Source organism: Kitasatospora sp. NPDC005751 (assembly GCF_040630835.1).
Lineage (GTDB): Bacteria > Actinomycetota > Actinomycetes > Streptomycetales > Streptomycetaceae > Kitasatospora.
In genome coordinates this window covers 17,391-37,440 of sequence record NZ_JBEXYC010000028.1, presented here as the reverse complement: position 1 = coordinate 37,440, position 20,050 = coordinate 17,391, and the positions used below count along the sequence as shown (strand labels likewise).

Sequence of the window (20,050 nt, the reverse complement as noted above, 5' to 3'; positions counted from 1 at the left end):
GCCCAGCCTGCGGCGCGTCCGGTACTGGTGGTTAGAGCCTGCCGATCCTGGTACTGGCAGCACCTGTCTCGGCCGCCCGGTCTGCGGCACGATGGCGGGTATGACCGTCCTGGACGACCGCACCGCCACCCCCGTCGGACCGCGCCGGCAGGACCGCCGCCGCACCGAGCTGGCCGGCTACCTCAAGGCCTGCCGCGCCCGGGTCACCCCCGAGGAGGTCGGCCTGCCGCCGGGGCTGCGCCGCCGCACGCCGGGGCTGCGCCGGGAGGAGGTGGCGCAGCTCTCCGGGGTCGGCGTCACCTGGTACACCTGGCTGGAGCAGGGGCGGCCGATCAACGCCAGCGAGCAGGTGCTGGCGGCGGTGGCCCGGACGCTGCGGCTGGACGACACCGAACGGGAGCACCTGTTCCGGCTCGCCGGGGTGTCCGCGAGCCCGAGCAGCCGGCCCGAGCCCCCCGTCCTCGACCCGTCCACCCAGGCCATCCTGGACGCCCTCGCGCCGCTGCCGGCCGCGGTCTCGAACACCCGGTTCGACGTGCTGATGTACAACCGGTCGTACGAGTCGCTGTTCGGGACGAACCGGAACGTGACGCCCAGCGGGCGGTTCAACAGCATCTGGTGCACGCTGCTCATGCCGCCGTGCTGCAACCCGTTCCTGAACCGCGCGGAGGCGCTGCCGCGGATGGTGGCGGTGCTGCGGGCCGCGTACGGCAAACACGTCGGCGAGCCGGTCTGGGAGCAGCACGTGCAGGGGCTGTCGGCGAAGAGCGAGCTGTTCCGGGACCTCTGGGCCCGGCAGGAGGTGGCGCCGCCGGAGACGTCGCTGCGGGTGTTCCGGCACCCGCAGGTCGGGGTGCTGCGGCTGAACGCCTCGTACCTGACGCTGCCCGGGGTGCCCGAGACCTACGTGGTGGTCTACCTCCCGGACGGGGACGGGGACCGTGAGCGGATCGAGGAGCTCGCCGCGCTGCCGCCCGGCGGCTGGCTGAACAGCTGCCACTCCTGAACGGGCGGGGCCCGGCGCGCTGGCGTCCGAGGCCCGGGGAACGCCGAAGGCCGCCACCCGGTGGGTGACGGCCTTCTCGCGGTCTGTGGAGCTACGGGGAATTGAACCCCGGACCTCTTGCATGCCATGCAAGCGCTCTACCAACTGAGCTACAGCCCCGCGACACGCACGGCCCTCGCGGACCGCAGGTGCGGAGTGGAGCTACGGGGAATTGAACCCCGGACCTCTTGCATGCCATGCAAGCGCTCTACCAACTGAGCTACAGCCCCGCACTCACCGGATTTCCCGCTTCCCTTCCGGGCCGCGTTTCTTCCGTGCGAACGAGGAAGACTCTAACCGGTCAGGCCCGGAACTGCGAAATCCGTCCCCGCGCGGTGCCGGCGAACGGCGGGGGCGCGGCTCGACCGTCGCCGATCGGCCGTCGCCACCGGTCAGGTGCCGTCGCCGGTCAGGTGTCGTCGCCGATCACCGGCTGCGGGAGGGTGCCCGCGTTGTGCTCCAGCAGGCGCCAGCCGCGCGCGCCGCGGCCCAGCACGGACCAACAGCAGTTGGACAGGCCGCCGAAGCACTCCCAGAGCTCCGGCTCCAGTCCGAGCAGCCGCCCGAGCATGGTGCGGATGGTGCCGCCGTGGCTGACGACCACCAGCGTGCCGTCCTCCGGCAGCTTGCCGACCGCGTCCAGCACCACCGGCACCGAACGGTCGGCGACCTCGGTGGAGAGTTCTCCGCCGCCGCGCCGGACGGGCTCGCCCTGCGCCCAGGCCTCGTACTCCTCCGGGAACCGGGCCCGGATCTCCGCGTTGGTCAGCCCCTGCCAGGAGCCGGCGTAGGTCTCGCGCAGCCCCTCGTGGTGCTGCACGTCCAGGCCGGTGATCACGGCCAGCTCGTCGGCGGTCCGCCGGGCGCGCTGGAGGTCCGAGGAGATCAGCAGGTCGGGGCGCAGGCCGGAGAGCAGCCGGGCCGCCCGCTGGGCCTGCAGGACGCCCTGGCCGGTCAGCTCGATGTCCGTGCTGCCCTGGAACCGCGATTCGAGGTTCCAGGAGGTCTGGCCGTGCCGCCAGAAGACGATGCGCGGGCCCCGCGCCTCCCGGCTCAGCTGTAGTCCTCGGCGCCGAAGTTGTCGGCCGGGGCGGCCTCGGCCGGGGCGAGGGCGTTGCCGGCCTCGTCGGTGTGCGCGTCGGGGCGGTTGCGCGAGGCCAGCGCGTCGGCCGGCAGCGGCAGCTCGGGGCAGTCCTTCCAGAGCCGGTCCAGGGAGTAGAAGGAGCGCTCCTCGGAGTGCTGGACGTGCACCACGATGTCCAGGTAGTCGAGCAGGATCCAGCGGCCGTCGCGCTCGCCCTCCCGGCGCACCGGCTTGATGTCCAGCTGCTCGCGCAGCTTGTCCTCGATCTCCTCGGCGATGGACTTGACCTGGCGGTCGTTGTTCGCGGAGGCGATCAGGAACGCGTCGGTGATCGACAGCACGTCGCTGACGTCGAACGCGATGATGTTGTGCGCCAGCTTGTCGGCCGCCGCCTGGGCGGCGACGTTGATGATTTCCTGGCTGTGCTCGGTGGCGGTCACGATGTTCTTCCGGCTCGGCGGCTTGGGGGCGATGCCCGGCACGGGGCCGGGCATCGCCTTCCAGGGTCTCACGCCGCCCAGGTGGCCCAGGAACCGTTTACCGGCCCGCGCCCGCCGCGGCCCCGCCCCGAGCCCCCACGACCCTGCGTGGAGGACGCGGGGCCGCCGCCGCCCTACGGGGTCTTCGGCGGCTGGTAGTCCTTGCCGAGGACGACCACCAGGTCGGCGTTCTGCGCGTCGGTGACCTTCTTCGCCGCCGTCTCCGGCAGGTTGAGGCTCAGCGCCAGGGACTTCGCCGCGGCCTGCCGGGCGTCGTCGGTGTAGCGGATCTCACTGGCGGCCTGGGCCGCGGTCTTCGTCCCGCCGGGGATGAAGGTGAGGCCCGCGTTCACCACCTGGACCTGCGCGGCGGCGGCCGCCTGGTCGTTGCCGGTGGCGTCCTGGATCGAGACCCGGGCCGGGGTGTCGGCCGAGGTGGCGGACTTCACCGTGCCGCCCAGCACGTCCTTGACCTGCTGGCCGGCGGCGGCCTCGTCCAGCGAGCCGTCCGGCTTCACGGTCAGCACCGTGGTCCCGAGGTGGCCGTCCTTCGCCTGCTGGGCGAGCTGGACCAGCACGCCGGCCAGGGCGTCCTCGGGCAGCGACGGGTCGAGCACCGCGTTCATCCGGTGCACGTCGTCCTTGGCGTCCTTGAACTCGGTCGGCATGGTCCGCACCACCGCGTCCATCACCTGCCCGAACCGGGCCAGTTGGGCGTCACGGCCCTCGCCGGCCCCCTGCAGGGTGGCGTAGGCGACCGCGGCCTTCCCGCTCAGCAGGGTGTTCTTGCCCGCGGCGGCGAGCAGCTTGCCGTCCGGCTTGCCGCCCTCGTGGGTCTCGGCGTTGGTGTCCACCCGGACCCCGCCGAGCTGGGCGACCAGCAGTTCCAGGTACGGCGTGTCGAGCCGCCAGGTGCCGGCCACCGGGGCGCCCAGCACGGTGGCCAGGGCGTCCCGGGTGGCGGACGGACCGACGCTGTCCATCGCCTGGCCGACCGTGGTGACCGGCGGGTCGCCCGGGCCGGGCAGGCGCAGCGTGTCCGGGAGCAGCAGCACGGTGCCCTTGTGCCCCGAGGCGTCGTTGACCAGCAGCGCGCTGGAGACCTTGCCCTGGAGGTCCCGCAGGTGCACCACGTTGACCTGGCGCGGGCCCGCGGCGGTCGCCGCGCTCTGCTTGTCGCCGGTGAACCAGAGGTAGCCGCCGGTGCCGGCCGCGGCGAGGGCCAGCACCACGCCGACGCCGACCAGCCGGTTGCGGAGCTTGCGGCGGCGCTCGGCGCGCACCTCGCTGCGCGACTCGGCGAACTTCAGCCAGTCGATGACGTCCTCGGTCTCCTCCGCCTCCTCGTCGACGAAGGTGAACTCACCGGTGGGGTAGTCGCCCGTGGGCGCCTTGCCGGCGCCGCCGGCGGCCTTGGCCGCGCGGCTTCCGCCGACCTGCTCGGACGGCGCCGCGGGCCGGGCCGGCGCCGCCTCGGCGGGGGCCGGCCGGGGCGTCCGGCGTCGCGGCGGCGCCGGGGCGGCCTGCTCGGCCACCGGCTCGGTGACGACCGGCTGCGGCGCGGTCGCGTACTGCTGCTCGTAGCCGCCCTGCTGGTCGTACCCGCCACCCTGCCGCGGCGCCTGCTGCTGCTCGTACGGCTGGTACCCCTGCTGGTACTGCCCCTGGTAGACCCCGGGCTGCTGGTACGCCTGGCCGCCGCCCTGCTGCGGCTGCCCGTACGGGTCGTACTGGTCGTACTGGTCGTACTGCTGCTGGTCGTACCCGCCGCCCTGCTGCTGCTGCTGCTGCTCGTACGGCTGGTACGCCTGCTGGTACTGGTCCTGGCCCTGCCCCTGGTAGGCGGTGTACTGGTCCTGCCCGTAGGGCTGCGCCGGCGGGACCGGCTGCCCGTACTGGTCGTACTGCTGCTCGTAGCCGCCCTGTTGCTGGGGCGGGTACTGCTGCTGGTACTGCCCGGTGGACCAGTCGTCCTGCTGTCCCCTGCGATCGGTCATCCGTCGGCCCCTCCGGGGATCAGGTCCGGTGCGGCGCGTAGAGCGCCCGCTTGTCGATGTAGCGGACCACGCCGTCCGGGACGAGGTACCAGACCGGTTCGCCCTTGGCGACCCGGTTGCGGCAGTCCGTGGAGGAGATGGCCAGCGCCGGGACCTCCACCAGGGAGACCCCGCCCACCGGAAGTCCGGCGTCCGACAGAGTGTGCCCCGGCCGGGTGCAGCCGATGAAGTGGGCGAGCGAGAAGAGCTCCTCGGAGTCCCGCCAGGAGAGGATCTGCGCGAGCGCGTCGGCGCCGGTGATGAAGAAGAGGTCGGCGTCCGGGTGGAGCGCGCGCAGGTCGCGCAGGGTGTCGACGGTGTAGGTCGGGCCCTCGCGGTCGATGTCGATCCGGCTGACCGAGAACTGCGGGTTCTCCGCCGTGGCGATGACCGTCATCAGGTAGCGGTCCTCGGCCGGCGTCACCAGGCGGTCGGTCTTCTGCCACGGCTGTCCGGTCGGCACGAAGATCACCTCATCGAGGTGGAACGCGCTCGCCACCTCGCTGGCGGCGACCAGGTGCCCGTGGTGGATCGGGTCGAAGGTGCCGCCCATCACACCGAGCCGCTTCTTCACCGGTTCCGGTCCGCCGGGATTCCCGGCCTGCTCTCCCATGGCGCCACACCTTACGCGACGCCCGTGACGGGGCGGGAACGACCGGGTGGCGGCCGCCGGGAGGACGCGTGAGGGAGCGGCCGGCGCTCCCGCCGGACGCTCCCCGGGCCGCCCCGGCCGGGGCTCGGTGCCCCGCTCAGCGGTCCCGGTTGAAGCGCGTGGTGACGTAGAGCAGCAGCAGCAGGATGAACAGCGCGGCGCCACCCGTCAGGTACGGGTTGAGGCTGTCGTGATTGCCCCCCTCGCCCTCGGAGGCGAGCAGGTTCAGGACGGGGAGTGCGGCGGCAGTGCTCATGGTCGGCGGACCTTCTCGGCTCGGATGACGGACCAGGGTGTGCGGGCCGGTGAGGGCCCGCCTGTCATCGTACGGGTGCCGACACGGCAACCGCTCGGCGGCCCACCGCGTCTGATCCGGCGTGAGCCGGGCGCCCGGCGGAGCCCGGCGGGAGGGTGCTCAGTTGTTGCGGCCGGCCCGCAGCAGGACCCACGCCAGCAGGCCGACGCCGACGAAGGAGGCCACCACGATGATCCGCAGGAAGAGCCCCGGGCCGTTCTCCGTGGAGATCGGGCCGGCCAGGCTGACAAGGGCGGAGGTGGACATCTGCGGGCTCCTCGGACTGCTCGGTACCGCGGCCAGGTCTGGTCTCGGCTCTCCAGGGCATTCAGGGTAAACCGGCCTCACACCCGCGACGGCCACCGCCCCCTGCGGCGCCGTTCGCGCCGCGTAGGGTGAGCCCGGGGACGAGTACGCAACCACGGACGTTGCACAGACAGTCGTTGCAGGCGAAGACCAGCGGGGGCCGGCCAGCTGCCGGGGCCGCCGTCGACCAGGAGGGTACTCACACCATGACCGATACGACCTCGAAGACCCCGAGCCGGCGCCGCCAGCGCTTCCCGGAGATCTCCACCCGCGCCTGGGAGCACCCGGCGGACCGCTCCGCGCTCGTCGCGCTGCGCAAGCTGACCGGCTTCGACGACATCCTGAAGAAGCTCGCCGGGCTGGTCTCCGAGCGCTCGATCCGGCTGATGTTCCTGGCCACCGCGGTGAAGACGTCCGAGCGGCAGTTCCCCGAGCTGCACGGGATGGTGCGCGACGCCGCGTACGTGCTGGACCTGGAGAAGGTCCCGGACCTCTACGTCTCTCAGGACCCGACGGTCAACGCCTACTGCATCGGCATCGACACCCCGATCATCGTGGTGACCAGCGGCCTGGTCGAGCTCCTGGACGAGGAGGAGCTGCGCTCCGTCATCGGCCACGAGGTCGGCCACGCGATGTCCGGCCACGCGGTCTACCGGACGATGCTGCTGATCCTCACCAACATCGCCGCCCGGATCGCCTGGGTGCCGCTCGGCAACCTCGCGATCATGGCGATCGTGACGGCCCTCAAGGAGTGGTTCCGCAAGGCCGAGCTCTCCAGCGACCGGGCCGGCCTGCTCGCCGGGCAGGACCTCCAGGCCTCCATGCGGGCCCTGATGAAGCTGGCCGGCGGCCACAACCTGGCCGAGATGAACGTCGACGCCTTCCTGGAGCAGGCCGAGGAGTACGACAAGGCCGGGGACCTGCGCGACGGCGTGCTCAAGCTGCTGCAGGTGCTGCCGCAGAGCCACCCGTTCGCGGTGGTGCGGGTCGCCAAGCTGAAGAAGTGGGCGGAGAGCGAGGAGTACCGCTCGATCCTGGCCGGTGCCTACCCGCGCCGCTCCGACGACGGCGACACCTCGGTCGGCGAGCAGTGGAAGGCCGCGGCCGACCACTACACGACCTCGGTGAAGGAGAGCAAGGACCCGCTGATGGGCCTGATCCGCGACGTCGCCGGCGGCGCCGCCACCGTCGGCGGCAAGCTCCGCGACACCTTCACCGGCGCCACCCGCGCCAACGGCTCCTCGACGCCGCGCGACGAGGACTGATCCCGCGACGGCTCCCGACGGCTCCCGGCTTCCCGCCGGGGGCCGTCGGCGTCCCCGGCCCCGGCACCCGCCGTGCCCCGGCGGCGGCCCCGGTGTGCCCGAGCGGCCGGCCGCGACGGGGCCCGCCGCCGGACGTCAGCTGCCCGCCAGGACCCCGCAGACCTGCCAGGCCGGACGGGCGTGGTTGCCCGGATCGATCGGCTGCGCGCCCTCCGTCGGCTGCGCACCGGTCACGGCGCCGTCCGCCCCCGCCAGCAGCGGCCGGACGTACCCGGCCAGCGAGCCGGCGCAGGGCGCCGGCCCGGCCTGGAGCACCGAGTCCACCAGCCGCAGCTGGGCGGAGGCCAGGTCGATCCGGTCGAACTGGAAGGTCAGCTGCCGCCGGACGGTCTCCAGCGTCACCGGTGCGCCGCTCGGGGCCCCGGCGGGCTTGAGCGCGTAGACGAAGGTGTGGTCGGTGGTGATCTGCAGGGTGGTGCTGTCCGCCTCGTCGATCCGCATCGCTCCGGCCACCTTCACGCTGTCGGCGGCCAGCGCGACCTGCGCCGGGTCGAACCGGACCACCCACCCGGTCAGCGCGTGGTGGCGGTCGTCGACGGGGTGCGCCGCACTGGCGTCGAACTGGGCCTGCTCGCCGGGCGTCACGAAGGCCCGCACATCGGCGGTCGACCCCTGGACCAGGGCCGTCGGTGCCAGCGAGGACGCCACCAGATAGCGCTGGACGGTGTCGAGCGCCTTGGTGACCTCGATCTTGCTGAAGTGCGCGGTGGCCGCCCCGGCGGGCGTCCCCAGACCGATGGCACCGTCCCCGTAGCCGGGCGGCAGCGCGGCGAACGGGGCGGCCGGGTCGGCGACCGGCCGCACGGCCGACGCCGGGCTCAACGCCACCAGGCTGACGGTCAGTTGGCTGCCCTCGGGGCGGGAGGTCTGCCGGTTCGGCGTACTGATGCCGAAGTACACGGCGGCCGCGAAGGCCAGCAGGATCAACAGCAGCAGCGCGAGCGCCTGCCGCGGCACGGTGCCCAGCGGACCGAGCCGCACCCGCGGGCGGGTAGCCCGGCCGAACGAGCCCGCCAGCCGCTCCCGGGCGGAGAGCTCCTGGATCCGGGCAGCACGGACGAAGGATTCGTCGAAGACGACGGACCGGTACTCGTCATCGCTTCCGGAACCACCGTCGGGCGCACCCTCCGGAGGCTCTCGCGGGTCACCCATGACACCAGGGTAAGCCGCATCCACGCCCCGCCACGAGGGTGTTCACCCAGATTCCCGGGAGCGCTCCGTGACCGGAGGCCCGGCGCGCGAACGCGCTCCGGCGCACTCCGGCGCAGCGTCCGCGAACCAGTGCCTCAGCCCGCCGGCGCGGTGACCACGAGCGACGGTTCGGCCGGCGTGGGCGCCGGATCGACACCCGCGCTGCTGCTCCCCGAGTCGGGCCGCCGGGGCGTACCGCCACCGGAGCCGCCCACACCCTGGTAGACCGCCGCGACCGCCACCGCGACCAGGCTCACGCCCATGATCACGGCGAGCACCCAGGCCACCGGCCGGTGCCAGCGCTGCTGGGCGACATAGCGCCCGCGCCGCGACCGGACCGGGTCGTAGACACTGTCCCGCCCCCAGCGCCCGGCCCGGCGCCCGACCACCCGGCCGGGGCCCGACCACGGATCGGGGTAGAGGCGGTCGTCGTCCAGTCCGCTCGGGTAGGGGCGCAGCTCCAGCGGCACCCCGTCCCCCACGGGAACGTCATAGCCCCAGCCCGGTACCACCGCGTCCGGCTCGAACCGGGCCTCGGCGGCGGCGAGCTGCCGCTCCTTGGCTGTCGGCTCGTGCACGGCGGCGGACCGGACGAAGGCCTCATCGAAGACCACGGTGGCGAACTCGTCGTCCGCACCACCGTGGTCGGCGCCGTCGGGGTACGGCAAGCCCCCCACATCGTCAGCCACGGATTCAGCGTATTACCGGTCGGGCGTTTTGTCTGTGGCTCCTCGCACTTGGTCCGTCACCCGTGTGACGCGGACCGCCCGCCGGGGGCTCCCGGCCGGTTCAGCCGGCGTCGGCCGCCCCGCCCACGGTCTGCGTCGCCTCGCCCCGGACATGCCCGTCACCAGTGACGATGTACTTGGTGCTGGTCAGCTCCGGCAGGCCCATCGGGCCGCGGGCGTGCAGCTTCTGGGTCGAGATGCCGATCTCGGCGCCGAAGCCGAACTCACCGCCGTCGGTGAACCGCGTCGAGGCGTTGACGGCCACCGTCGTCGCGTCGACCAACTGGGTGAAACGGCGGGCCGCGGCCTGCGAGGTGGTCACGATCGCCTCGGTGTGGCCGGAGGACCAGCGGCGGATGTGCGCGACGGCTGCCTCCAGCGAGGGCACCACGGCCGCCGCCAGGTCGTGGGAGAGGTACTCGGTCTCCCAGTCCGCCTCGGTGGCCGGCACCACGGTCGCCGCCGAGCCCTCCGCGGCCTTGAGGACCGCGTCGTCGCCGTGCACCGTCACCCCGGCCTGGGCCAGGGCCGCCAGCGCGAGCGGCAGGAAGGCCCCCGCGACGTCCTGGTGGACGAGCAGGGTCTCGGCCGAGTTGCAGACGCTGACCCGCTGCGCCTTCGAGTTCAGCAGGATGCCGACGGCCATCGCCAGGTCCGTCTCGGCGTCCACGTAGACGTGGCAGTTGCCCGTCCCCGTCTCGATCACCGGCACGGTCGAGCCCTCGACCACGGTACGGATCAGCGAGGCCCCGCCGCGCGGGATCAGCACGTCCACCAGGCCCCGGGCGCGCATCAGCTCCTGGACGGAGTCCCGGCTCTCGCCCGGGACGAGCTGGATCACGTCGGCGGGCAGGCCCGCCGAGACGACGGCGTCGCGCAGCACCGCGATCAGCGCGGTGTTGGAGCGGTAGGCCGAGGCCGAACCGCGCAGCAGTACCGCGTTGCCGGACTTCAGGCAGAGCGCGGCGGCGTCCACGGTGACGTTCGGACGGGCCTCGTAGATGATGCCGACCACGCCGAGCGGGACGCGGACCTGCCGCACGTCCAGGCCGTTGGGCAGGGTGTAGCCGCGCACCACCTCGCCGACCGGGTCGGGCAGGCCGGCCACGTCGCGGACGTCCGAGGCGATCGCGGCGATCCGCTCGTCGGTGAGGGTCAGGCGGTCGATCACCGACTCGGCGGTACCCGCCTCACGGGCCCGGGCGACGTCCTCGGCGTTGGCGGCGGTGATCTCGGCGCTCCGGGCCACCAGGGCGTCCGCGATCGCCGACAGCGCGGCGTCCTTCGCCCGGCGCGGGAGCGGGGCGAGCACGGCGGCGGCCTCCCGGGCTCGGCGCGCTACGGCGAGGACGGGGCTGTCGGCGGTGGCGAGGTCGCTGGTCATGCGCCAAGGGTAGCGAGTGCGCCGCCCCCGCCCACCGGGCATTTCGCCCGGTGAGACATGGGTGCCCGGCAAGGCCCGCACGTGCCGTGCCCCGGGCACGGCACGTGCGTCAGTACGGGTGCACCCCGCCCGGATGGGGCGGCGGGCCGCCGAAGCCCTCGGCGACGCGCTTGTGGTACGTCGCCCGGTCGACCACCTCCAGCCCGACGATCTCCCACGGCGGCAGGTTCGCGGTCACCTTGTGCTCGCCCCAGAGCCGCAGCGCGATCGCCGCCGCGTCGTGCAGGTCCCGGGCCTGCTCCCAGTAGCGGATCTCCGCGTGGTCGGCCGCGTAGCGGGCGGTCAGGAAGAACGAGTGGTCGTGCGCCAGCCGCTCCAGGCCCGCCCGCAACGCGGACAGCGGGGTGGTCTGCCCCGCCACGCTCAGCACCACGTGCCAGAGCCGGGCCTGTTCGGGCACCGTGGGCGGCTCCCCCTCGTCCCGGCGGTCCGGCCGGACCCCGCGTAGCGCGCCGGGCTCCTGCGGCGGCGGACCGGCCGGCCCGGCCGGGGTGTCCGCCCCGCGCCCGCCGTCGATGCTGGTCAGCCGCCGGCCCGCCGTTCCTCCGGTCAGCGCTGCCTCGCGCCTGCGTTCCACCGGCGGCCTCCTGTTCGGCGATCTCGTGTCGTCGTACCCGCCGGCCCCGGTCCGGCGCGTACGGCTGCGCCCCCTCGCCCGCGGCAAGGCCCGCACCGCCGCCGCGCCCGCGGACCGGTCAGCCCCGCAGGACGACCAGGTCGTCGCGGTGGACGACCTCGCGCTCGTACGCGGCACCGAACTCCTGGGCCAGGTCTCGGGTGGACCGGCCGAGCAGCCGGGGCAGCTCCCTCGCATCAAAGTTGACCAGTCCGCGCGCCACGATGTGGCCGTTTTCGCCAAGAAGGTCCACCGGATCACCCGCGGCGAACTCCCCGTCGACCTTGGTGACCCCGGCGGGCAGCAGCGAGGCACCCCCCGAGACGACCGCCGCGACGGCCCCCTCGTCCAGGTGGAGGGCGCCGCGCGGGCTGCTCGCGTGCGCCAGCCAGAGCAGCCGGTCGGAGGAGCGGCTGCCGGTGCGCAGGAAGAGCGTGCCGGTGGGCCGGCCGGCCAGCGCGTCGGCGGCCCGGCTGGCGGCGGTGAGCACCACGGGGATGCCCGCGCCGGTGGCGATCCGGGCCGCCTCCACCTTGGTGACCATGCCGCCGGTACCGACCCCGGCCTTGCCCGCACTGCCGATCGAGACGCCGTCCAGGTCGTGCGGCCCGGCCACCTGGGCGATCCGGCTGGTGCCGGGGCGGCTCGGGTCGCCGTCGTAGAGCCCGTCCACGTCGGAGAGCAGCACCAGCAGGTCGGCCCGGACCAGGTGGGCGACCAGCGCGGCCAGCCGGTCGTTGTCACCGAACTTGATTTCGGCGGTGGCGACGGTGTCGTTCTCGTTGACGATCGGCATCGCGCCCATCGCCAGCAACTGGTCCAGCGTCCGGTAGGCGTTGCGGTAGTGGGCGCGCCGGCTGGCGTCCTCGGCGGTCAGCAGCACCTGGCCGACCCGGATGCCGTACCGGGCGAAGGAGGCGGTGTAGCGGGCGACCAGCAGGCCCTGGCCGACGCTCGCGGCGGCCTGCTGGCGGGCGAGGTCCTTGGGCCGGCGGTCCAGGCCCAGCGGGGCCAGGCCGGCCGCGATGGCACCGGAGGAGACCAGGACCACCTCGGGGGCGTCCGGGCCGCTGCGCACCTTGGCGAGCGCGTCCACCAGGGCGTCGACCCGGTCGGCGTCCAGGCCGCCGGCCGCCGTGGTGAGAGAGGAGGAACCGACCTTGACGACGATCCGTCGTGCGGTCAGGACCTCCTGCCGCAGTGAGTCCTCGCTCATCTCGCTGTACGCCCTTCCGGTGTGGTGCGGGTACGGCGGGCCCGGGCCCGGCCGTCACCCCCGCAATCTACGCGATCGGCGCAGCCCGTCCGCAGGGCATTTCACCGGCTGGACCGCGCCCCTCCCCGGTCACCGGCCGGCCCGGACCGGTCGCGGGACGCCGGGCGGACCGCACCCGCCCGGCGGGCCCCGTCCCGCCCCCGGGCCGGGGGCGGTCCCGCCAAGTCCGGCTCCCGCCAAGCGAAGTGACGTTCATCAACGCCCCGACGCACCGCGGCCCCGCCTCCGGGAGGAGGCGGGGCCGCGGCACTGCACGGGTCGGACCGGCCGGTCCTACTCCTCGTCGTCGTCGCCCTCGACGGCGGCCTGGCGGCCACTGGAGAGCGCCTCGAAGGCGAGGAACTCGGACTCGGCCGCGTCGCGGTTCTTCAGCTTGTCGCGGCGGCGGTCGACCGCCGGACGCGGGCTCTCCAGGCGGTGGTCCTCACCGCGGCGGCCGAGCATCTCGGCGCCGGCGGCCATGGTCGGCTCCCAGTCGAAGACGACCGCGTTGTCCTCCGCGCCGATGATGACGGTGTCGCCCTCGTGGGCGCCGACCTTCCAGAGCTTGTCCTCCACGCCGAGGCGGGCCAGCCGGTCGGCGAGGTAGCCGACGGCCTCGTCGTTGGAGAAGTCCGTCTGGCGGACCCAGCGCTCCGGCTTGACACCGCGGATGCGGAAGGCGCCGTCCTCCTCGGTGATGGTGAAGCCCGCGTCGTCCACGGCGGTGGGCCGCAGCACGATCCGGGTGGACTCCTCCAGCGGCTTGGCGGCGCGGGCCTCGGCGACGATCTGCGCCATCGCGAAGTTCAGCTCGCGCAGGCCCTTGCGGGAGGCGGCGGACACCTCGAACACGCGGTAGCCGCGCTCCTCCAGCGAGGCCCGGGTGAGGTCGGCGATGTCCTGGCCGTCCGGGACGTCGACCTTGTTGAGCGCGACCAGTCGCGGCCGGTCCTCCAGGCCGCCGTACTGCGCCAGCTCGGCCTCGATGGTCTCCAGGTCGGTCAGCGGGTCGCGGCCGGGCTCCAGGGTCGCGCAGTCGAGCACGTGGACCAGCGCCGAGCAGCGCTCGACGTGCCGCAGGAACTCCAGGCCGAGGCCGCGGCCCTGGCTGGCGCCCGGGATCAGGCCGGGGACGTCGGCGACGGTGTAGACGAAGTCGCCGGCGGTCACCACACCGAGGTTGGGGACCAGGGTGGTGAACGGGTAGTCCGCGATCTTCGGCTTGGCGGCGGAGATCACCGAGATCAGCGAGGACTTGCCGGCGCTCGGGTAGCCCACCAGGGCCACGTCGGCGACGGACTTGAGCTCCATGACGATGTCACGGGCCTCACCCGGCTCGCCGAGCAGCGCGAAGCCGGGCGCCTTGCGGCGGGACGAGGCCAGCGCCGCGTTGCCCAGGCCGCCCCGGCCGCCGGCGGCGACGACGAAGCTGGTGCCGTGGCCGACCAGGTCGGCGAGGACGTTGCCCTGCCGGTCCATCACGACGGTGCCGTCCGGCACCGGCAGGACGAGGTCGTGGCCCTCGGCGCCGGTCCGGTTGCCGCCCGCGCCGGGCTTGCCGTTGGTCGCCTTGCGCTTGGGCGAGTGGTGGTACTCCAGCAGGGTGGTGATCTGCGCGTCCACGGTGAGGATGACGCTGCCGCCCTGACCGCCGTTGCCGCCGTCGGGGCCTCCCAGCGGCTTGAACTTCTCCCGGTGAACGGAGGCGCAGCCGTGGCCCCCGTTACCCGCGGCGACGTACAGCTCGACGCGGTCCACGAAGGTGGTCATGGTTGTGCCTCCAGTGCGAAGAAAGTGTTGCCTGCTTCTCAAGCATGAAGGGTGGACCGGATCATTCCGGCCCACCCTTCATTGTGAGTCTTGTCGGACTCAGGCCTCGACGGCCACGATGTTGACGACCTTGCGGCCGCGACGGGTGCCGAACTGCACCGCACCGGCGGACAGCGCGAACAGGGTGTCGTCGCCACCACGGCCGACGTTGGCGCCCGGGTGGAAGTGGGTGCCACGCTGGCGGACGATGATCTCGCCGGCGGAGACGACCTGGCCGCCGAAGCGCTTCACGCCGAGGCGCTGGGCGTTCGAGTCACGGCCGTTCCGGGTAGAGCTTGCGCCCTTCTTGTGTGCCATCTCGCTATCCCCTTACTTGCTGACGGAGTCGATGCTCGTGATCCGCACAGCAGTGTGCTGCTGGCGGTGACCCTGGCGGCGACGGTAACCGGTCTTGTTCTTGTAGCGCAGGATGACGATCTTGTCGCCCTTGGTCTGGTCGACCACCTCGGCGTGAGCCTTCACGCCGGCCAGCACCCACGGGTCGGAGGTGACAGCTTCACCATCGACGACCAGGATGGTGGAGAGCTCCACCGAGTCACCCGGCTTGGCCTCGATACGGTCGATCTCCAGCACGTCGCCGACGGCGACCTTGTGCTGGCGGCCGCCTGCGCGAACGATCGCGTACATGCGGTACCCACTTTCCTAACTCGGTCGGAGCTCCAGATGCCAGCCACCTGGGTACGGACACAGGGGCCTCTCCCCGACTCCTCTGACGAGGGGCCCGGAAGGTGATGTGTTCGGGAGCGACGGCGTAGACACGCCGAGGGTCAAGAATACGGACCGGCCCCCTCGGGGGCAAACCGGGCCGTCCCGGTCCGGGGCGGGCGCGAGCCCGCCCCGGACCGACGCACTACTCGGCTGCCGAATCACCCTCGGCGGCCGCGGCCTTCTTGGCCGCCGCGCTCGTCCGCTTGGTGGCGGTCTTGCGGGCGGTGGTCTTCTTCGCGGCGGCCGCCGTGGTGGTGGTCTTCTTGGCGGCCGTCTTCTTCGCGGTGGTCTTGCGGGCGGCCCGCTTCTTCGGGGCCGGCGCCTCCTCGGCGGGCTCCTCGGCCGGGGCGGCCTCGGCGGCGGGCTCCGGCGTACCGGTCTCCGCGGCCGCCTCGGGCTCCGTCGCGACCGGCTCGGCCGCGGCCGGCGCCTCGACGGGTGCCTCGACGGCCTCGGGCTCCGTCGCGACCGGCTCGGCCGCGGCCGGCGCCTCGACGGGTGCCTCGACGGCCTCCGCCACCGGCTCGGCCGGGGCCTCGGCGGGCGTCTCGACGGCCGCGAAGGCCGCCTGCAGCGCCGCGTCGGCACGGGCCTGCAGCACCACGATCTCGGCCTCGGCGGGCGCCCCGGCCGGAGCCGTCGCCTTGCGCACCGCCCGGCGGCGGGTGCGGCCGGCCGGCGCCGCCGTGGCGGCGGGGATCTCGACCAGACTCGGCTGGGCCGTCTCCTCGACGACCACCGGCTCGCTCACCGGCTCGGTCACCGGCTGGGCGACCGGCTCGACGACGGCCTCGACCTCGACCTCGGCCACCGGCACGTCGATCGCGAGCTGCCCCTCGACCTCCTCGTGCTCCGGAGCCTCGATGTCGGCCTCGATCACGGTCTGCGCCTCGTCCTGGGCGCCGCCGCCCTTGCCCCGGCGCCGGCGCTTGCCGCCACCCGGGGCCGGCTCGCCCGCCGCGACGGCGTGGCCGCCACCGGTGTGGACGTGGCTGCTCGGCTGCTCCATGTGGACGATCACGCCGCGCCCGTTGCAGTGGACGCACGGCTCGGAGAAGGACTCCAGCAGGCCCTGGCCGACCCGCTTGCGGGTCATCTGGACCAGGCCCAGCGAGGTGACCTCGGCCACCTGGTGCTTGGTCCGGTCCCGGCCCAGGCACTCCAGCAGACGGCGCAGCACCAGGTCCCGGTTGGACTCCAGCACCATGTCGATGAAGTCGATCACGATGATGCCGCCGAGGTCGCGCAGCCGCAGCTGGCGCACGATCTCCTCGGCCGCCTCGATGTTGTTGCGGGTGACGGTCTCTTCGAGGTTGCCGCCCTGACCGACGAACTTGCCGGTGTTGACGTCGATGACGACCATCGCCTCGGTGCGGTCGATCACCAGCGAACCGCCGCTGGGCAGCCAGACCTTGCGGTCCAGCGCCTTCATCAGCTGCTCGTCGATCCGGTAGGTCGCGAACACGTCGACCTCGGAGGTCCACCGCTGCAGGCGCTCGGCCAGGTCGGGGGCCACGTTGGAGACGTAGTCGTGGATGGTGTTCCACGCCTCGGTGCCGGAGACGATGACCTTGGTGAAGTCCTCGTTGAAGATGTCGCGGACGACCCGGACGGTCATGTCCGGCTCGCCGTAGAGCAGCGCGGGGGCGTTGCCGGTCGCGGCCTTCTTCTGGATCTCCTCCCACTGCTGCTGGAGGCGCTGGACGTCACGGGTCAGCTCGTCCTCGGAGGCGCCCTCGGCGGCGGTGCGCACGATGACGCCCGCGTCGTCCGGGACGATCTTCTTGAGGATCTGCTTCAGACGGGCCCGCTCGTTCTCGGGCAGCTTGCGCGAGATGCCGGTCATCGAGCCCTCGGGCACGTAGACCAGGTAGCGGCCGGGCAGCGAGATCTGGCTGGTCAGGCGGGCGCCCTTGTGGCCGATCGGGTCCTTGGAGACCTGCACCAGGACGGACTGGCCGGACTTCAGCACCGACTCGATCCGGCGCGGGCCACCGTGGCCGCCCAGCGAGCCGAAGTTCACCTCACCGGCGTACAGCACCGCGTTGCGGCCCTTGCCGATGTCGACGAAGGCGGCCTCCATCGACGGCAGCACGTTCTGGACCTTGCCCAGGTAGACGTTGCCGACGTACGAGGTGGCCTGCTCCTTGTTGACGTAGTGCTCGACCAGCACGCCGTCCTCGAGGACCCCGATCTGGGTGCGCTGGCCGTTCTGGCGCACCACCATGACGCGCTCGACCGACTCGCGACGGGCCAGGAACTCGGCCTCGGTGATGATCGGCACCCGGCGGCGGCCCAGCTCGCGGCCCTCACGGCGGCGCTGCTTCTTGGCCTCCAGGCGGGTGGAGCCCTTGATGGACTGCACCTCGTCCGGGTCGAACGACGGCTCGGTGGAGCGGCGGCGCGGCTCGCGCACCTTCACCACCGTGCGGACGCCGTCCTCGGTGGTCTCGGCCGCCTCGCCGGCACCGGCCTCGCCACTGCGACGGCGGCGACGACGGCGACGACGGGACGAGGCCAGGCCGACCGACAGGTCGTCGTCGTCCTCGCCGTCCTCGTCCTCGGCCTCGGCCTCGGCGGCCGGCTCCTGGACGGGCTGCTCGGTCTCGGCCGTCTCGGCCTCGAAGTCCTCGGCCTCGCCACGACGGCGGCGGCGACCGCCCCGGCGGCGACGGCGGGACGGACGACCGTCCTCCCACTCGTCCTCGGCCTCGGGACCGGCGGCGGGCGCCTCGACGGCGGCCGGGGCCGCGACCGGGGCGGGCGGCGCGACCGGGGCCTCGACCACGGGGGCGGCGGGCGCCACCGGAGCGGCGGCGGCGGCCGACCTGCGGCGGTTCGGGGTCTGCACCCGCACCTGGGTGCGGGTACGGCGACGGCGGCCGACGCCGCTGTACTCGTACTCGTCCTCCTCCGTGCTCTTCACGGCGGGGGCCTCGGCCGGAGCCGGGGTCTCGGCCGGGGCGGCCGCGGCGGGGGCGGCGGCGGCCGGGGCCGACGGCGCGGTGTAGGGGGCCGGCTCCTGGAAGACGGGGGCCTGGAAGATCGCGGTGGACGGGCGGACCGCACGGCGGCGCACCCGGTGGGTCGGCTCGGCCTCGGCGACCGGCGCGGGGGCCGGGGCGGGCTCCGGCTCGGCGGCGGGCGCGACGGCCTCGGCCTCCTCGGCGGGCTCCTCCTCCGCGGCGGGCTCCTCGACCGGGGCCTCCTCGACGGCCGGCGCGGCCTCGGCCACGCGGCGGCGACGGGGGCGGCGGGCGGGGGCCGCGGGGGCCTCCTCGACCGGCGCGGCCTCGGCGGCGGGCGCCTCGGCGGGTGCGGCCTCGACCGGGGTCTCGACGGGTGCGTCGGCCGCGGCGGGCGCGCTCACCGGCGCCTCGGCCCGCTTGCGGGTCCGGCGGGCCCTGGCGGGCTTCTCGGCCACGGGCTCGGCGGCCGGCTCGGCGGCCGGCGCCTTCGCGGCGGGGGCCTCGGCGGCGGGCGCCTCGGCCTCGGCCGGCGTGACGACGATCGGGGTGGCCTCCGGCGCCCCGGCGGGCGCCTCGGCCCGCTTGCGGGTCCGGCGGGCCCGGACCGGCTTCTCGGCGGCCGGCGCCTCCACGGCCGGCGCCTCCACGGCGGGGGCCTCGGCGGCGGGCGCCTCGGTCGCGATGACCGTCTCGGCGCCGTCGGCGGCCGCGCCCTGCGGGGTGCCCGCGGGGCGGGACACCGCACGGCGGCGGCGGCGCGGCGGTGCGCCGGTCGTGCCGTCGCCGGTGGCGGCGGTGTTCTCGTTCGCTTCCGTCGCCGCGTTCTGCTGCGGATCGGTGTTATCGAGCATGCGGGTGGATCTCCCGTCAGGCCCCCGGGCTCCGTATCCGGGCACGGCAGGGCACCGGTGGCCGGCCGGCATCACGAGGATGCTCGGGCCGGACCCTTTCCTGGTGCCGCCGTGCGGACGCGAGGCCGCACAGGGGCTCGTAGTCTCGCTCGGCGCCCCGCACGCGGCGGGGTGTCGAAAGTCTTCTGGTCTGCCCAGTCTTCTGAGGTTTTCCCAAGCTGCGCCGTTCCCCAACCCCGGGTGGCTCCCGGACGGGGACCTCGGGCCCACCGACCATCCGGGTCGGCGGGCCGCAAGAGGCCGGCCTGTGCTTCGACGACGCTCGCTCCCCTGGGGAGCCGCGGGGGCCTGGAGGACCAACGGGTCCAGTGAGGCACTGGACCAGGCCTCCGCCCGCTAGGCGGACGCGGTTGCGCGCGGCTCGTCGGCGGCCACAGGGCCGACCGGAGCCGCGGCGCGGTCGAGCGCCAGCGGGTCGGTCACCGTGCCGGTCTCCTCGTCGAGCGGCCCCTGCGCCAGCCTGGTCACCTCTGCGGGGACCGGCGGCGCCAGGTCAGCCGTCGCACGGAGACCGGACAATACGTCGTCGGGTCGTACGGCTGGTGTGGCGTGTCGTACTACCAGGCGCAGTATCGCACAGGCACGGCCGGTCCGAACATCGCGGGCCCCTTCGCCCTCCGTGTCCGCACCGTCGTCGACCTGCGGCGAGAGGATTTCCAGCGCCGCGACCGCGCCGCGCGCGTCGAAGACGCGCACGCCGTTCTTGGTGCGGCGTTCGACCTCGACCCGCTCCTCGGCGAGGAAGGCGGCGGCCGCGCGGGACGCCTCCGGCCCGGTGACACCGTCCAGCCGGACCTGCCATTCGGAGGCTTCCAGACGCTCGACGAAGTTCGGCGTCCGGACTTCGACCGCGTCGATGATGTCGAGGCCCTTCGGCAGCGACTCGTCCAGCTGCGCGCGCAGCTCCTCGGGGTCGCGGTGGGCCGCCAGGCCGATCTCCAGGTACTCCGCCTCGCTGGCCACCCCGGTGGGGGCCGCGTTGGCGTAGGACACCTTCGGGTGCGGCGTGAAGCCGGCCGAGTAGGCCATCGGCACGGCCGACCGGCGCAGGGCGCGCTCGAAGGCGCGCTGGAAGTCGCGGTGGCTGGTGAAGCGGAGCCGGCCGCGCTTGGTGTAGCGGAGACGGATCCGCTGCACCGTCGGCGCGGGCGGCGGACCGTCGGGCGTACGGCG

At 74.0% G+C, this 20,050-nt stretch carries 18 protein-coding genes and 2 tRNA genes; 2 read left to right on the top strand and 18 right to left on the bottom strand.

The annotated features are described in order from the left end of the window. Positions 1 to 100 precede the first annotated feature (100 nt). A complete protein-coding gene (locus ABZ497_RS23525) occupies positions 101 to 1,006 on the top strand; it encodes a helix-turn-helix transcriptional regulator (protein WP_359808029.1) in 906 nt (301 codons plus the stop codon). Between the two features lie 86 nt (positions 1,007 to 1,092). Here the strand turns inward: ABZ497_RS23525 and ABZ497_RS23520 are convergent. The 8 genes from ABZ497_RS23520 to ABZ497_RS23485 all read right to left on the bottom strand — a co-directional run bounded on the left by ABZ497_RS23520 (position 1,093) and on the right by ABZ497_RS23485 (position 5,858). Then, a tRNA-Ala gene (locus tag ABZ497_RS23520) sits at positions 1,093 to 1,165 on the bottom strand. Positions 1,166 to 1,202: 37 nt separating this feature from the next. After that, a tRNA-Ala gene (locus ABZ497_RS23515) sits at positions 1,203 to 1,275 on the bottom strand. Between the two features lie 179 nt (positions 1,276 to 1,454). After that, entirely contained in the window at positions 1,455 to 2,102 is a 648-nt protein-coding gene (locus ABZ497_RS23510; RefSeq protein WP_359808067.1) for a histidine phosphatase family protein, read from the bottom strand. Next, on the bottom strand, positions 2,099 to 2,569 hold the full coding sequence (gene rsfS, locus ABZ497_RS23505; RefSeq protein WP_329492097.1) for a ribosome silencing factor: 471 nt from the start codon (positions 2,567 to 2,569) through the stop codon (positions 2,099 to 2,101). Before rsfS ends, ABZ497_RS23510 begins: the two co-directional genes overlap by 4 nt. A gap of 173 nt (positions 2,570 to 2,742) precedes the next feature. After that, positions 2,743 to 4,605, bottom strand: a complete 1,863-nt coding sequence (locus ABZ497_RS23500) for an LCP family protein (protein ID WP_359808027.1) — start codon at positions 4,603 to 4,605, stop codon at positions 2,743 to 2,745. Between the two features lie 19 nt (positions 4,606 to 4,624). Further along, positions 4,625 to 5,257, bottom strand: a complete 633-nt coding sequence (gene nadD, locus ABZ497_RS23495; RefSeq protein ID WP_329487612.1) for a nicotinate-nucleotide adenylyltransferase — start codon at positions 5,255 to 5,257, stop codon at positions 4,625 to 4,627. 136 nt (positions 5,258 to 5,393) lie between these two features. After that, positions 5,394 to 5,552, bottom strand: coding sequence for a hypothetical protein (locus ABZ497_RS23490; protein WP_329487613.1), 159 nt, complete (start codon positions 5,550 to 5,552; stop codon positions 5,394 to 5,396). 159 nt (positions 5,553 to 5,711) lie between these two features. Next, positions 5,712 to 5,858 carry a hypothetical protein gene (locus ABZ497_RS23485; RefSeq protein ID WP_329487614.1) on the bottom strand — a complete coding sequence of 49 codons (147 nt, stop codon included), beginning with the start codon at positions 5,856 to 5,858 and terminating at the stop codon, positions 5,712 to 5,714. 245 nt (positions 5,859 to 6,103) lie between these two features. Between ABZ497_RS23485 and ABZ497_RS23480 the strand changes: the two genes are divergently transcribed. Next, positions 6,104 to 7,162 carry a M48 family metallopeptidase gene (locus tag ABZ497_RS23480; RefSeq protein ID WP_329487615.1) on the top strand — a complete coding sequence of 353 codons (1,059 nt, stop codon included), beginning with the start codon at positions 6,104 to 6,106 and terminating at the stop codon, positions 7,160 to 7,162. Between the two features lie 135 nt (positions 7,163 to 7,297). Here ABZ497_RS23480 and ABZ497_RS23475 read toward each other — a convergent pair whose 3' ends face one another. The 10 genes from ABZ497_RS23475 to ABZ497_RS23430 all read right to left on the bottom strand — a co-directional run bounded on the left by ABZ497_RS23475 (position 7,298) and on the right by ABZ497_RS23430 (position 20,014). Beyond that, positions 7,298 to 8,374 carry a hypothetical protein gene (locus ABZ497_RS23475; RefSeq protein ID WP_359808024.1) on the bottom strand — a complete coding sequence of 359 codons (1,077 nt, stop codon included), beginning with the start codon at positions 8,372 to 8,374 and terminating at the stop codon, positions 7,298 to 7,300. Positions 8,375 to 8,508: 134 nt separating this feature from the next. After that, positions 8,509 to 9,102, bottom strand: a complete 594-nt coding sequence (locus ABZ497_RS23470; RefSeq protein ID WP_329487617.1) for a hypothetical protein — start codon at positions 9,100 to 9,102, stop codon at positions 8,509 to 8,511. A gap of 100 nt (positions 9,103 to 9,202) precedes the next feature. After that, a complete protein-coding gene (locus ABZ497_RS23465) occupies positions 9,203 to 10,525 on the bottom strand; it encodes a glutamate-5-semialdehyde dehydrogenase (RefSeq protein ID WP_359808022.1) in 1,323 nt (440 codons plus the stop codon). A gap of 109 nt (positions 10,526 to 10,634) precedes the next feature. Next, positions 10,635 to 11,162 (bottom strand): hypothetical protein, encoded by a 528-nt coding sequence (locus ABZ497_RS23460; protein ID WP_329487619.1) that lies wholly within the window; start codon positions 11,160 to 11,162, stop codon positions 10,635 to 10,637. 118 nt (positions 11,163 to 11,280) lie between these two features. Continuing rightward, the gene (gene proB, locus ABZ497_RS23455) at positions 11,281 to 12,417 is read right to left on the bottom strand and encodes a glutamate 5-kinase (RefSeq protein ID WP_329487620.1); all 1,137 of its coding nucleotides are present in this window, start codon (positions 12,415 to 12,417) and stop codon (positions 11,281 to 11,283) included. A 333-nt stretch (positions 12,418 to 12,750) separates the two neighbouring features. Continuing rightward, positions 12,751 to 14,229 (bottom strand): GTPase ObgE, encoded by a 1,479-nt coding sequence (gene obgE / locus ABZ497_RS23450; RefSeq protein WP_359808020.1) that lies wholly within the window; start codon positions 14,227 to 14,229, stop codon positions 12,751 to 12,753. Positions 14,230 to 14,328: 99 nt separating this feature from the next. Next, the gene (gene rpmA, locus ABZ497_RS23445) at positions 14,329 to 14,586 is read right to left on the bottom strand and encodes a 50S ribosomal protein L27 (protein ID WP_329487622.1); all 258 of its coding nucleotides are present in this window, start codon (positions 14,584 to 14,586) and stop codon (positions 14,329 to 14,331) included. Between the two features lie 12 nt (positions 14,587 to 14,598). Further along, positions 14,599 to 14,916 (bottom strand): 50S ribosomal protein L21, encoded by a 318-nt coding sequence (rplU, locus tag ABZ497_RS23440; protein ID WP_030397424.1) that lies wholly within the window; start codon positions 14,914 to 14,916, stop codon positions 14,599 to 14,601. A 223-nt stretch (positions 14,917 to 15,139) separates the two neighbouring features. Next, positions 15,140 to 18,817: an Rne/Rng family ribonuclease gene (locus ABZ497_RS23435; protein WP_359808018.1), complete on the bottom strand. Its 3,678-nt coding sequence runs from the start codon at positions 18,815 to 18,817 to the stop codon at positions 15,140 to 15,142. Between the two features lie 396 nt (positions 18,818 to 19,213). Continuing rightward, positions 19,214 to 20,014 carry a TIGR03936 family radical SAM-associated protein gene (locus tag ABZ497_RS23430; RefSeq protein ID WP_359808016.1) on the bottom strand — a complete coding sequence of 267 codons (801 nt, stop codon included), beginning with the start codon at positions 20,012 to 20,014 and terminating at the stop codon, positions 19,214 to 19,216. Positions 20,015 to 20,050: the final 36 nt, after the last annotated feature.